Genomic DNA, 13,733 nt, shown 5'->3' on the forward strand with positions numbered 1-13,733 from the left:
CGGTGCGGGGGTGGGGTCAAGTGGGTGATTTTTCCTTTCGAGTCTTGGGTGCGGCGGCACTGCTTGCCCTGAAGCGGAAGCTGTCGTTTCCGGTTTCCAGGATGTGGCAGTGGTGAGTAAGGCGGTCGAGCAGCGCCGTGGTCATCTTGGCATCACCGAACACGCCAGCCCACTCGGAGAAGCTCAGGTTGGTGGTGATGATGACGCTGGTGCGCTCATAGAGCTTGCTGAGCAGGTGGAACAGCAGGGCGCCGCCGGATGAACTGAACGGCAGGTAGCCCAACTCGTCGAGGATCACGAGGTCGAGGCGCAGCAGCCGATCGGCGAGCTGGCCGGCGCGGTTCAGAACCTTCTCCTGCTCGAGCGCATTGACCAGATCGACCGTTGCGAAGAACCGCACCTTCTTGCGATGATGCTCGACGGCCTGGATGCCGAGAGCCGTGGCGATATGGGTCTTGCCAGTACCGGGCCCACCGATCAGCACGACATTGTTGGCCCCGTCGATGAAGTCGCCGCGGTGGAGTTGGCGGACGATGGCCTCGTTGACCTCGCTGGAAGCAAAGTCGAAGCCGGTGAGGTCTTTGTAGGCCGGGAAGCGGGCCGCCTTGGTCTGGTAGGCGATCGAACGGACCTCGCGCTCGGCCACCTCCGCTTTGAGCAACTGGGACAGGATCGGCACGGCGCCATCAAAGGCCGGTGCCCCTTGCTCGATGAGGTCTGCCACGGCCTGGGCCATCCCGTACATCTTGAGGCCGCGCAGCATGACCACGACGGCAGCGCTGGCAGGATCATGACGCACGGGCGGTCTCCCTGTTGCGCAGCGCATCGTAGCGCTCGACGTTGGCCTTGGGCTCACGCCGCAGGGTCAATGCCTGCGGCGCATCGACCTTCGGTGGTGTGCCGGCTTTACCGTCGGTCAGCCGGAGCAGGATGTTGAGGATGTGGGTCTTGGTCGGCACGCCGGCATCCAGTGCGAGCTCGACCGCGCAGAGGACCGCCTGTTCATCGTGCTGAAGGACGAGGGCGAGGATCTCGGCCACCTCCCGGTCACCACCCGGGCGCTTCAGGAGATGGCCCTGCAGCCGACGGAAGGCATCGGGCATCTCCAGGAACGGCGCTCCGTTGCGCAGGGCGCCTGGCTTGCGCTGGATCACCGCCAGATAGTGGCGCCAGTCGTAAACCGTCCGTCCCGGCGAGTGATGGGACCTCTCGATGATCCGCTCATGCTCGCACAGGATCCGGCCTTCCGCGGCGACGACGATTCGGTCCGAGTAGACGCGCAGACTGACTGGGCGGTTAGCGAAGGAGGCGGGTACACTGTAGCGGTTGCGCTCGAAGTGGATGAGGCAAGTCGGCGAGACCCGCTTGGCGTGCTCGACGAAGCCATCGAAGGTTCGGCCCAGCGGCATCAGGCTGGCCACCTCGTCGGCCCAGACATCGGCGATCACGCCGGGCATGACGCCATGCTGGATCTGGCCCCATTGCTCGATACAGCACTGTTCGAGCCAGGCATTGAGTGCAGGAAGATCGGGGAAGCACGGCAGCGGCTGCCAAAGCCGGCGCCGGGCATCCTGGACGTTCTTCTCGACCTGACCCTTCTCCCATCCGGCGGCGGGATTACAGAACTCTGGCTCGAACAGGTAATGGCTGGCCATCGCCGAGAACCGGGCATTGACCTGGCGCGCCTTACCCGCGCCGATCCGGTCGACCGCGGTCTTCATATTGTCGAAGATCCCACGTCGCGGTACTCCGCCCAGAACCCGGAACGCCTGGGCCAGGGCATCGAACAGCATCTCGTGGGTCTGAAGCAGGTAGGCCCTCACGATAAAGGCCCGGCTATGCGACAGCTTGCTGTGTGCGACCTGCAGCTTGGTCCGTTCCCCGGCGATGATCGCCCAGTCTTCGCTCCAGTCAAACTGGAAGGCTTCCCCCGGCATGAACACGAGCGGCACGAAGGTGCCCCGACCACTTGTCTGGGCATCGCGTTGCCGGTCAACCTTCCACTCTCGGGCAAAAGCCGCAACGCGGTTGTACGAGCCGTCATAACCGAGCGCTACCAGATCGGCATGCATCTGCCTGACCGTGCGCCGCTGCTTGCGCGAGCGGCCAGCCTCGACCCTGAGCCATCCTGACAGCTTCTCGGCAAACGGGTCCAGCTTGCTCCGCCGATCCGGCACCTTGAACTGCGGCTCTACCGTGCCGGCCCGCAGGTACTTGCGGATCGTGTTCCGGGACAACCCGGTGCGCCGCTCAATCTCCCGGATCGGCATCCCTTCCCGGAAATGCCACCGGCGGATCACACTCAATAACGCCATGTCGATCACTCCATGATCCCCCGACTGCCAAGCCAGAGGACGATCAGAACATGGGTCAAATCTCAGTGGAAATTACGCCCTCTCCCGGGTCAGTTCTCAGTGGCAATCAACACCCAGACGCCTTCAAAGCCTTCCCGGCTGGCATCGAGGATGACCACGTTGGTTACGCCCCGACGCTTCAGTTCGAACGCGGCCGCCAGCCCGCTTTGACCGGCTCCGATGATGACTACATCGGGCATGACCTGACCCTCGTGAGAGAGTGGAAAGACCCAAGGCTTGGTCGCGAAGACCATCGTGGAAAGGTCGTGGTGAACTTGCGCGGTGAGAGCTTCAAGCCGGCCGGCCGCATCGTCCATATCGGTGAGCATTTGTCTGCCATCTCCAATGTCGTTGGGCCCGACCCTAGAGACTGAGGCAGGGGCGCATAGCGCCGAATGGAAGGCGAAATGTTGCGATTTAGGGGACAGGGTGGCGCCAGCGATCGAGGGTTTCAGCGAACGGCTTGAGTGCCTGGACCATCGTCTGAGTGAGGACAGAGCCGGCAATCGAAGGGCTGCGCGTTAAATGCGTCCAGATGCAAAGCTTCACTTCCGGGACCTTCGGACCGGCAAGCGGAACGAAAGCGAGAGCGTCACGCCCGAGTTCGGTTAGCAGGCCGACGGGGCTGCGAACCGCGAGGCCAAGACCTGCCAGCACCAGCGACAGGACATTGTCCGACGAACTGGATTCGATGAAGGGACGGTGCCGGCTTCCCTCGGTCATATGTCGATTGATCTCGCTCGCTCCGCCATAGCCAGCACCGCCTAAAATCATGCGTTCCCCGGCAAGATCGACGAGCGTCATCGACGACTTTCCGGCAAAGGGATGGTCGCGCGGCATGACGACGCCCATTGGCACAGCAGCGGCGCCCATCAGGCGAATGTCGCGGCGCATCGGAGGGCCCATGGTCAGTCCCACATCCACCTCGCCCGCTGCGATCAGATCGAGAATGACCGACGCGCCGTGAACACTGATCGAGTAGGTGACGTTCCGGTACCTGGCTGCGAATTCGACAAGCTGTCGCGTTACGAAGTCGCGGCCGATACCGTCTTCGCAAGCGATACGGACATGCCCCCGGCGGAGCGCCCGCATGTCGTCCATATGGTCGATCGCTGTTTCGAGATTGCGTTCGAGCGTCTGAATATAGCCGTAGAGAACCTCGCCAGCCGAGGTGAGCTTCACGCCGCCTGCAACGCGGTCGAACAGCCGCACCTGCAATTGTTCCTCAAGTTTGAGGATCTGACGATTGACCGCGGAAGGCGCTGTCGAAAGGGCTTCGGAAGCTTGGCGCATCGAGCCGGCGCGCACCGTCTCGGCAAAGTAGCGCAAGGCAACGAGATGAACATGGACAAAGCTCTGAGACATCCGCCGGTCAGCTCCCGATGAAGCAGGGATGGACACCCTGACCAGCGCGTTGACGCGGGTGACGCAATGGACAGATCGCCGCTCGCCCCTGCGCCATCAGGCGGCGAGGCCATAAGTTTTGCGGTACATGTCGGCGATATGGCCGCCGACGGTGGTTGCGGGATATTTGGGCTCGGCGCCGTCTTCGAGGAGCGTAGGTGCGCAGCGGACCTCGTAGAAATAGCTCGGGTCGAAGAAGGTCGGGACCGAGAAGCGGTCGCGGCCGCTATGATTGTTGAGCACCCGGTGCATATTGGCGTGATAGAGGCCGTTGGAGAGGACGCGGACCATCTCGCCCAGATTGATGACGAAGGTCCCGGGAATGGGCGGCGCGGCGATCCATTCTCCAGCGGCATTCTCGACCTCGAGCCCGCCAATGTCGTCCTGGAGCAGGATGGTGATCATGCCCCAGTCGGTATGAGCGCCGGCGCCCATCTGGTTGAAGGCTGCATCCTCGGGCTGCGGGCCATAGCGCAGCAACCGGCTGTTGAAGAGCGGTTCCTCGAGGCCTTCGGCGAAGAAATCCTCCGGCAGATCGAGCGACAGCGCCAGCAGGGCCATCAGATGGCGACCGACCCGAAACATTTCGTCCACATAGGCTTCGTAGCGTTGGCGGAATTCGGGACGGCCGTTCGGCCAGACATTTGCACCACAATTCGGAACGCCGGCCAGAACATGAGGGTGGTCGGGGGCCAGGTCGCAGCCAATCTGGAAGCCCTCCTTGAGATCGGGCGGCGATCCGTCATCGAGGGTTTGAAGGCCCGGCGCTTCATAGCCTCGCAAGCAGGGCGACTTGCGCGCGTCGAGAGCCACCTTCTCAGCCAAGGGCAACGCGAAGAACTCTCTGGCCAGTGCCAGCTGGCCTTCAACCAGGTCGGCCGGAACTCCGTGATTGCAGATGTAGAAGAAGCCGGTATCGCGCGCCGTCTTGTGGATTTCCCAGGCCACAGCCTTCCGAGCGTCGATATCCTTGGAAAAACTGGGTGCCAGATCGATCACAGGAATGGTATCGGCTGGCTTTGGCGGCGTATAGATGATCATGGCGGATCTCCACAAAGGCGCCACGACTGAAATGATCCTGACGCCCTCCTTTTCGGTTCCGGCCTTGGTTTCAGATAATGCTGATCCGATCCATTGCAGAATAGAGCGCCCTCTGCTCGCAAAATGCGAACAGGGCGCCTGGCGGCGTCAAAGCCGCCCGTGACCCAGTCAGCTCAGGGCGTGATTGCATCCGGTTTTCCAGATCGGTAAGGGGCGATGCTTTCATCATCACCATGGGCAGGCCGGGATGACTGACAGCAACGCAATCCAATTCAAACGGATCAGCTATGAGCGTTTCCTCGAGGATATCGAGTCGATCGCCCAGCAGCTTGAGGCTTCGAGATGGAGGCCGGACTTCATTGTCGGGATCGGGCGTGGCGGTCTGGTGCCGGGCACCTACTTGTCCCACCGCACCGGATTGCCATTGCTGTCGGTCGATCACTCCTCAAAGGTGCACGAGTTCGCGGAAGCACTGCTGGTTCACATCGCGGGCTGCGCGAACCGCGGTGAACGCTATCTGTTCGTCGACGATATCAACGATAGCGGCAAGACACTGTCCTATCTGCGCAGCGTCGTGGTCGATCAAGGGTCTGCTGACAACGTCCGGTTCGCCGTCCTGATCGACAATGCCAGCTCGCGGGAGAGGGTCGATTTTTCCGCGCAGACCATCGATCGATCCACCGAGAAGGACTGGTTCATCTTTCCTTGGGGCGCCGTGGCGACGCGAGACGCCTGGCTTGAAGACGCTCAGGAGGATCCGGACAGGCTCGGCCTTGCTCCTCAGATCTAGTTTTTACCGAGCCGGACAAGCCGCTCACTTTTCGGCATCACCTCGCTCCTCAAATTATTCTTAGGGCATCGCGCAACATCGTGCAGCTTAAGCGCTCGATAGGCGGCGGAGACTGGGGACGATGAGTTTGAGGGAAAGCGCATGATGCGTCCGCACAAGTTGGCAGTGCCAGAGGCTCACGCAACACAGCAGGGCTATGGAGGGATCGCGACAGCACCCCATAGTCTGGCTTCGCAGGCCGGACTGGATGTCCTCAGGGATGGCGGTACAGCGGTGGAAGCCTGTGTGGCGATCGCGGCCACCCTTGCGGTCGTGTATCCACACATGACCGGCATTGGCGGCGATGGCTTCTGGCTCATCCATGATCCGGATGGGTCCATCCACGCGATCGATGCCTGCGGGGCGGCGGCCTCTGCCGCTGACCTGGCCTTTTATGATGGGCTTTCCGCGATTCCGTGGCGCGGCCCAATGGCCGCCAATACGGTGGCCGGTACTATTTCGGGCTGGCAGCGGGCGCTTGAAGGCGACGAGGGCACATTGAGCCTGGGACGCCTTCTGCGCGACGCGATCGACCTTGCTCAGAACGGCGTCGGGATCACCCAGGGAGGGGCTGCGATCGCGATGGCGAAACACGCCGAGCTGTCGATCCAGCCTGGTGCCTATGCAAGCATCTTCGAACCCTCTGGCCGGCCCCTGCGCCAGCATGAGCAGCTGAGGCAACCAGCCCTGGCGAAAACCTTGCGCCAGCTCGCCCATGACGGACTGGACAGTTTCTATCGTGGGGATTTGGGTCAGCGCATCGCGTCCGATCTTCACAGACTGGGTAGCCCGCTCAAGCTTGAAGACCTCCAGCGGCACAGTGCCTCGGAGCCGAAGCCGCTGCAGATTCAGGTTAGCGGCGCAACCCTGTTCAATACTACGCCCCCGACCCAAGGCCTGGCGTCGCTGCTGATTCTTGCGCTCTACGATCGCCTCCCGAAGGCGGACGCCGAGACGTTCCAGCATCTTCACGGTCTTATTGAGGCGACCAAGCAGGCCTTTCTCGTGCGCGACCAGTTCGTGGGCGACCCAGCCTATATGCCGGTTTCACCGCAGGCCCTCCTCGATGACCAGGCTGGACTGCAGGCGATGATCGATGCGATCGACCCCGATCGTGCCCTTCGATGGCCGCGACCGTCTGCACATGGGGACACGACTTGGTTCGGCGCAGCAGACAGTCGCGGGCAGGTGGTGAGCTGCATCCAGTCGACTTATTTTGAGTTCGGGTCGGGGGTCGTGCTTCCGGACACCGGTATCACCTGGCAGAATCGCGGAGCCAGCTTCACGCTGACGTCGGATGGCCCCAATGCTCTCAAGCCTAGACGGAAGCCCTTTCATACCTTGAACCCCGCCCTGGCAATGTTCGAGGATGGCCGAGTAATGGCCTATGGAACCATGGGCGGAGAGGGGCAGCCGCAAACGCAGGCGGCACTTTTTAGCCGATATGCCTGGCACGGCGTTGCACTTCAGGACGCGATCGACCGGCCCAGATGGCTCCTTGGACGGACCTGGGGTGAGCAAAGCACCACGCTCAAATTGGAAAGCCGCTTCGATCCGAAGCTTGTCGAGCAGCTCCGTGCTGCCGGTCACGATGTTGAGATGGTCGAGCCGATGACCGCGACCATGGGCCACGCCGGTGCAGTCGTTCGCCACCCCGACGGGTTGATCGAGGGCGCGACAGATCCCCGGTCGGACGGAGCCGTGGCGAGCTACTGAGGGGGGAGTCCAGCCTCGCCGGTCATGGCCTCGATGTCGCCGAAGATCTCACGCCAGAGCGTATCACTCACCGGGAATTGCAGGACATGCCGCAGGAAGAAAAGCCCTTCCGAGGCGAGGAATGCCAGACGAAGACGGGCCTCTTCCCCGGTGCTCGCCGAGAGATCACCAACGCGTTCAGAGCACCATTGCGTCGCCACCTCGCTACGGTCGCCCGCACCAGCCATGCCAGCCAGAAGCGCCGCGATCCTAGATTGAGCTTGTGCGTCCTCTGATGCCGTGATGGCGATATGCGCGCGGACCTTTGCCGCGATGCTTGCGTCAGGGCCGGCGCGTGCTTCGAACCGCGATCGTTCAGCATCGCTCGCGCGGTCGAGCAGGGCATCCAACAACTCCTGCTTGCTGCGGAAGATCGCCTGGACACTGGACTTTGGTACGTTGGCAACCGCTGCCAGAATTCCGAAGCTCAACGTCGCCGGACTTGATTGCGCGATGATCGACTGCGCGGCTTCCAGGAGTCGGTCGCGGCTGAGTTCCTTTGGTCGTCCCATGAATAACTCCATTTCCATACGATCGTACGGAAATGGCGTGGGTCTTGTAAAGAGGGCAGGGGATCACACGACCGGGACGTCGCGCCGATCCATCGCTGTCGCGAAATTCTGCATCAGCAAAGACGCGGGAACGGACAAGGTCCGGCCGGACGCGCAGATGATCGACAATGTAGACAATTCGATCCTCTCGTCGGCAAGTGGGACGAAAACGAGCGTCCCTGCATCTATCTCGCTCAGCGCATCGAACGCAGTGAGCCATCCGGGACCGACACCCCGCGCGACGAGCGCCTTCATCACGCTGATGCTGTTGGCTTCGGCGATCGCCCGTGGCGCGCCACCGACATGTTTCGACCAGGCCACTTCGAGGACCCGGCGCAGCGACAAGGAGTCGCTCGGCATAACCAAGGGAAGAGTCGCGGCCTCGTGCAGCTTGATTTCCGTTCGATCCGCGAGAGGGTGATCGGGGCGAACGATCAGTCCGAGCCGATAGATCATCGTCCGCTCGATCCGGATTGTCGGGTTATTGGGCGGATTGAAGGTAACGCCGACGTCAATCTCTCCTGCCAGAACCTGGTCGACCACTGCTTGAGCGCCGTGCACGTCGAGGCGGACCTCGATCGCCGGATAAAGCGTCCGAAAATCGGCAATGACCGAGGTCACGAATTCGATCGCTCCTTCGACGAGGCCGATTGCGACCTTGCCGCGGCGTAGCCCGACCAGATTGTCGATCTCCGAGCGGATGCGCTGAAAATCGCGACGCCAGCGCCGCACGCCATCGATGAGAAGTTCCCCGGCCGCTGTGAGTCGCATGCCGGTGGGCGTGCGCTCGAAAAGCTTGGCGCCGACCTCTTCCTCAAGCTGGATGATCTGCCGGTCGACGGCGGAGGGCGCAATATGGAGCACGTCGGCCGCCCGCCGGAGCCCACCTTTGCGGGCGACTTCGTCGAAATAGATCGCTGCGCGGCCGATGAGCATGGTTAACCTTTCTGTCCTGATTCTGCGAACAACCTATGCTGTAATCTGCGATGGATGTGGACAGGGATCAATGCAAGAAAGCTCGAAATTACAAAACACGGGGATGGAACATAACCGAGGCTGGCCGGGACGGCGCCTCTCGGAAGGGGACATTTGATGCGCGTTGGTTTGGTTCGAACACGACTTCTGGTTGGCGCCGCAATGGCGATTGCAATGACTGTTCATGGGGTGGCGCATGCCGAGCTCGCTGACGAAGCGGAGCAGGCTTCGCCCGCCGACGCGGAAGATACGGGCGAGATCGTGGTGACTGCCGAAAAGCGCGAGACGACGCTGCAGAAGGCACCGCTCGCAATCACTGCGCTGTCGCCGGCCGCGCTCGATCAGTCGAACATCAACCAGCTCATCGACATGAACGGCTTCGTGCCAGGCCTGACCGTCGCCAACAGTGGCAGTTTCGTGCGCGTCGTTTCGATCCGCGGTATCGGCTACGAGGCCTCCGACAATCTGAGCGCACAGCCGGGCACATCCTTCCACGTTGATGGCGTCTACATCGCCAGCCCCTATGCCCTGCAGCAGGATTTCCTCGATCTGCAGCGGCTTGAGGTTCTGCGCGGACCTCAGGGAACGGTGTTCGGTCAGGCTGCGACCGGCGGCATCCTGAACGCGATCACGGTCAAGCCGACCACGACGGATGTCGAAGGATCGGGCGAGGTCGAGCTCGGCAATTATAATTTCGTGCGGGCGACCGGCACGCTCAACGTGCCGATCAGCGACACGCTCGCCATCCGCGGCGCGATCCAGCGCTACAAGCGGGACGGCTACGCGCAGCAGACCGGTTTGGGCGCACCCTACGGTCTCGATGACGCTGACCGTATTTCGGGCAAGGCCACGCTGCTCTGGACGCCGACGGACAATTTCTCCGCGCAGCTGACGGCCCAGTATTTCGAGGCGGATGAACATGGCGCGGCGCAGAAGAACGTCAATGATCCCGATCCCGATCCGCGTCGCATTTCGCAGGACTATCCGAACCAGTATCGGCTCAAATTTTTCCTGACTTATGCAGATCTGCGCTACGATTTTGGCTTTGCCACCCTCAAATCGCTGACGTCCTATCAGCGGACTCGCAACTATAATCAGATCGACGTCGATCGCCTCGACTACAAGACCTTGGGCTATTATGATAATCAGCCCTACTGGAATAACAGCGTCAACGCGATCAGCCAGGAGTTCAATCTTAGTTCGAACGGGAACAGCCGGCTCAGCTACATTCTGGGTGCCTATTTCCTGTATCAGAAGCTGGGGCAGGACATTCTCGAATATGTCGGCACGGATCAAAATCCGACCTATAATCTGACCCTCCCGCTGACCTTCGCGAACTTCCCGTACAATCTGAATTACGCGCTCAATTCGAGCCAGAAGCGGTACAGCTATGCAGGCTTTGCGCAGGCCAAATATGAACTGACCGACCGGGTCAGCGCCACCCTCGGCCTGCGGTACAATCATGATAAGTTCGACAGCAGCAACAGCACGCTGTTCAACATCTATGCACCCACCGTCTACGCATCGACGAGCGAAAATGCGCTGACCGGCAAGGCGGAGATCGACTTCCAGGTTACGAATACAAACATGCTCTATGCGAGCGTGTCTCGCGGCTTCAAACCCGGCGGCGTCAGCAACAACAGCACGCCTCTGCTGGTCCCGCTGACCTATGAATCGGAAAAGGTCTGGGCCTATGAGCTCGGTTCGAAGAACCGTTTCTTCGGCGGCAAGGCGACGTTGAATGCGGCTGCCTTCTTCTATGACTATCGCAATCTGCAATATCAGATGGAAGACCCGGTTCCCTATCAGGGCGGCGTCGCAAATGTGCCAAAGACCCGTATCTGGGGCGCCGAGGCAGAAGGCAGCGTGCAGGTCACGCCGTCGCTGACCTTCGACGGCAATGTGACTTATCTCGATGGCGAGCTGATCGGCGACTATATCACGCTGGATCCGTCCCGCGCGCATCAGGCCACGCTCGACGCGGCTGCGCTCGGCTTTGGTCCATTCGATGCCTACACGATCAATCTGCGCGCAACGCAGGTACGAAACACCAATGGTAACAAGCCGCCGAAACTGCCGAAATGGCAGGGAACGATCGGCGCGACCCATATGCTTCAGCTGGGATCCTTCGGGTCGCTCCGCACCCATGCCGAAGTTATCTATCGCGGCAAGTTCCAGTACCGCATCTTCAACGATGGCGCGCGCGACATCGTGCCGCACTATACGCAGGTCAATGCGAACATCACGCTGAAGCCGGCCAATTCGCGGTTCACGCTCGCACTGACCGCGACCAATCTGTTCGACGAGGACGGGATCGCATCGCGCTATTCCAATCCGTTCGGCAGCTTCACGACCAGCGACATGTACATTCCGCCTCGCCAGGTCATCGGGTCGATCAAATATGAGTTCTGAGCTGATCGATCAGCAGTCGGTTGACGCCGTACCGCCGCTTCCGCGTCTGAGCGCGCTGGCTTTCCAGCATGTTCTGACAATGTATGCCGGTGCGATCACGGTTCCGTTGCTGATCGCATCATCTCTCCACCTGTCCGCAGCCGACACGGCCTTCCTGGTGAGCGCCGATCTGTTCGCCTGCGGACTGGTGACCCTCATCCAGTGCCTCGGCATTGGTCCGGTCGGCGCGCGCCTCCCTGTGATCATGGGCGTAACCTTCGTCGGGGTCATGCCGGCGATTGCCATTGCGAGCCAGCCCGACCTGGGCTTGCGCGGCGTCTATGGCGCCGCGATCGCTGCGGGCTTGATGGTTCTGCTCTTCGTCCCGTTGATCGGCCGGTTGCGCGGTGTGCTGACGCCCACCGTAACGGGCACGGCCATGCTGCTGATCGGACTTTCCCTGATCGGTGTAGCGATTGACTGGGCGGCCGGAGGCACCGGTGCCGCCGATTATGGATCGCTTCGGCATCTCGGCCTTGCGGCCCTAACCATCGCGACCATCCTCCTTGTCACGCGCTTCGGCAGTCCGTTCCTGTCAAACTGTGCCATTCTTATCGGCATGATGTTCGGCTATGGCGTCGCGGCGGCCATGGGCGATGTCAATTTCGCGGACGTACAGTCGGCTTCGGGAATCGAACTGGTCACGCCCTTCCACTTCGGAATGCCGATTTTCGACCCTGCCGCGATCGCGTCGATGATGGTCGTGCTGATGGTCACGCTGGTCGAATCGAGCGGGATGCTCACCATGCTCGGTGACATTGTCGGGCGGCCCCTGACGGCGCGCGATCTGTCGCGCGGCCTGCGTGCGGACTGCATGGGCGCTGTGGTCGGCGGTCTGTTCAACAGCTTCCCTTACACATCCTATGCCCAGAATATCGCGCTCGTCAGCCTGACCGGCGTACGCAGCCGCTTCGTCTGTGCGGGCGCGGCCCTCTTCATGATTGCCCTGGCTGCGCTTCCCAAATTGTCGGCGATCGTCGCGGCGATGCCACCCTCGGTCCTCGGCGGAGCTGCCCTCGTCCTTTTCGGCATGGTTTCGGCAACCGGCATCAGGTCGCTCGCCGCGGCCGGGCTCGACAAATCGAGGGAGGAGCTCCTCATCGTGGCGATCAGCCTGTCAGTGGGCCTCATTCCGACACTGTCCGACAAGTTCTTTGCCCAATTGCCAGCCGCGCTGAGCCCGTTCACCCACAGCGGCGTCCTGCTCGGGATCGTCACGGCGATCGCGCTCAACCTGCTGTTGCGCAATGGCCGGGATCGGACGCAGATTTCAAACCAGACAGGCGGCGTGAGTCACGCCGTGCTCCCGGTGACCATCGCCGGTGACGACAGGAGACTAGCATGAAATTCGATGGCAGCGTAGTTCCGATCATTGATCTCACGCCCGCGCGGACGGGTGATGAGGCAGCGAAGGAGGCCGTCGCGGAACAGGTCGGCGCAGCCGCCCGGAGCATCGGCTTCCTCGTGGTGTCCGGTCATGGGGTCCCGATGGACGTGATCGAGAATGTCTCGGACGAAAGCCGCAAGATCTTCGATCTCTCGCCCGACGGAAAGGCCCGCTATCGCTCGCCGGATCCGGCCATCTACCGGGGCTATTTCGGGATCGAGACCGGCAATCTGGCGAGCACGATCGGCGAGGAAGAAGCCAAGCCGGATCACCGCGAATATTATAATATCGGCCGCTTCGATATTGACGAGACCGATCCCTATTTCACGTCGGAGACGGCGAAGCGGATCTTTCACCCCAATATCTGGCCCGACGCCGATGTGCCCGGCTTCAAGCCGGCGCTGGTCGCTTATTATCATGAGATGGAGAAGCTGGCGGAGCTGCTCATGGAGCTCTGTGCGCGCGCGCTCAAACTGCCGCCAGACTGGTTCGCCGACAAGATCGACAAGCACATCACCAACATGGTGATCAGCAATTATCCCGATCAGCCCGAAGAGCTCGAAGCGGGTCAGCTGCGCGCCGGCGCACACACCGATTATGGTGGGCTGACCATCCTCAAGACCGAGGATAAGCCTGGCGGTTTGCAGGTCCAGACATCCGATGGGCGGTGGGAGCCGGTTCCGATCGTGCCGGGCGCCTTCATCATCAACCTTGGTGATCTGATGGCCCAGTGGACCAATGACGAGTGGGTTTCGACCATGCATCGCGTGATCAATCCGCCGCGCGATCAGGGGATCGGAAGCCGTCGCCAGTCCTTGGTCTTCTTCCACCAGCCCAATTATGATGCGGTCATCGAGTGCATCCCGACCTGCACCGAGACGGCGCCGAAATACGCCCGCACCACGTCGATCGACCATCTGGAGATGAAGATGAACCAGATGAACGACACCCCGAAATTCAAGGAGAACGAGGCGGCCTGACGGCCT

General features: G+C 61.5%; 12 protein-coding genes. 5 read left to right on the top strand and 7 right to left on the bottom strand.

All coding sequences use genetic code 11. The features are described from left to right. Window positions 1-16: 16 nt before the first annotated feature. The 5 genes from istB to D0Z70_RS20220 all read right to left on the bottom strand — a co-directional run bounded on the left by istB (window position 17) and on the right by D0Z70_RS20220 (window position 4,799). Window positions 17-799: an IS21-like element helper ATPase IstB gene (gene istB / locus D0Z70_RS20200; RefSeq protein WP_119749590.1), complete on the bottom strand. Its 783-nt coding sequence runs from the start codon at window positions 797-799 to the stop codon at window positions 17-19. Beyond that, on the bottom strand, window positions 789-2,315 hold the full coding sequence (gene istA, locus D0Z70_RS20205) for an IS21 family transposase (RefSeq protein WP_119749647.1): 1,527 nt from the start codon (window positions 2,313-2,315) through the stop codon (window positions 789-791). The genes istB and istA overlap by 11 nt, the downstream gene beginning before the upstream one ends. 89 nt (window positions 2,316-2,404) lie before the next feature. Then, window positions 2,405-2,683, bottom strand: coding sequence for an FAD-dependent oxidoreductase (locus D0Z70_RS20210; RefSeq protein ID WP_119749592.1), 279 nt, complete (start codon window positions 2,681-2,683; stop codon window positions 2,405-2,407). An 88-nt stretch (window positions 2,684-2,771) separates the two neighbouring features. Next, window positions 2,772-3,719, bottom strand: a complete 948-nt coding sequence (locus tag D0Z70_RS20215) for a LysR family transcriptional regulator (protein ID WP_119749594.1) — start codon at window positions 3,717-3,719, stop codon at window positions 2,772-2,774. A 96-nt stretch (window positions 3,720-3,815) separates the two neighbouring features. Continuing rightward, the gene (locus tag D0Z70_RS20220) at window positions 3,816-4,799 is read right to left on the bottom strand and encodes an isopenicillin N synthase family dioxygenase (RefSeq protein WP_119749596.1); all 984 of its coding nucleotides are present in this window, start codon (window positions 4,797-4,799) and stop codon (window positions 3,816-3,818) included. 247 nt (window positions 4,800-5,046) lie between these two features. Here D0Z70_RS20220 and D0Z70_RS20225 point away from each other — a divergent pair, with 247 nt between their 5' ends. Next, complete coding sequence (locus D0Z70_RS20225) at window positions 5,047-5,589, top strand: phosphoribosyltransferase (protein ID WP_119749598.1); 543 nt, start codon at window positions 5,047-5,049, stop codon at window positions 5,587-5,589. Window positions 5,590-5,730: 141 nt separating this feature from the next. Then, complete coding sequence (locus tag D0Z70_RS20230) at window positions 5,731-7,344, top strand: gamma-glutamyltransferase family protein (RefSeq protein WP_275402229.1); 1,614 nt, start codon at window positions 5,731-5,733, stop codon at window positions 7,342-7,344. Here the strand turns inward: D0Z70_RS20230 and D0Z70_RS20235 are convergent. After that, window positions 7,338-7,895 (bottom strand): TetR/AcrR family transcriptional regulator, encoded by a 558-nt coding sequence (locus tag D0Z70_RS20235; protein WP_147418804.1) that lies wholly within the window; start codon window positions 7,893-7,895, stop codon window positions 7,338-7,340. The genes D0Z70_RS20230 and D0Z70_RS20235 overlap by 7 nt on opposite strands. Before the next feature lie 63 nt (window positions 7,896-7,958). Continuing rightward, the gene (locus D0Z70_RS20240) at window positions 7,959-8,870 is read right to left on the bottom strand and encodes a LysR family transcriptional regulator (RefSeq protein ID WP_119749602.1); all 912 of its coding nucleotides are present in this window, start codon (window positions 8,868-8,870) and stop codon (window positions 7,959-7,961) included. A 228-nt stretch (window positions 8,871-9,098) separates the two neighbouring features. Between D0Z70_RS20240 and D0Z70_RS20245 the strand changes: the two genes are divergently transcribed. Genes D0Z70_RS20245 through D0Z70_RS20255 form a run of 3 tightly spaced genes read left to right on the top strand, consistent with a single transcriptional unit; the run spans window position 9,099 to window position 13,727 of the window. Next, window positions 9,099-11,321, top strand: a complete 2,223-nt coding sequence (locus D0Z70_RS20245) for a TonB-dependent receptor (protein ID WP_182914054.1) — start codon at window positions 9,099-9,101, stop codon at window positions 11,319-11,321. Further along, complete coding sequence (locus D0Z70_RS20250) at window positions 11,311-12,705, top strand: nucleobase:cation symporter-2 family protein (protein ID WP_119749606.1); 1,395 nt, start codon at window positions 11,311-11,313, stop codon at window positions 12,703-12,705. The genes D0Z70_RS20245 and D0Z70_RS20250 overlap by 11 nt, the downstream gene beginning before the upstream one ends. Continuing rightward, window positions 12,702-13,727 carry an isopenicillin N synthase family dioxygenase gene (locus D0Z70_RS20255; RefSeq protein ID WP_119749608.1) on the top strand — a complete coding sequence of 342 codons (1,026 nt, stop codon included), beginning with the start codon at window positions 12,702-12,704 and terminating at the stop codon, window positions 13,725-13,727. The genes D0Z70_RS20250 and D0Z70_RS20255 overlap by 4 nt, the downstream gene beginning before the upstream one ends. Window positions 13,728-13,733: the final 6 nt, after the last annotated feature.

The sequence above is a fragment of the Sphingobium terrigena genome, assembly GCF_003591655.1.
Taxonomy (GTDB): domain Bacteria; phylum Pseudomonadota; class Alphaproteobacteria; order Sphingomonadales; family Sphingomonadaceae; genus Sphingobium; species Sphingobium terrigena.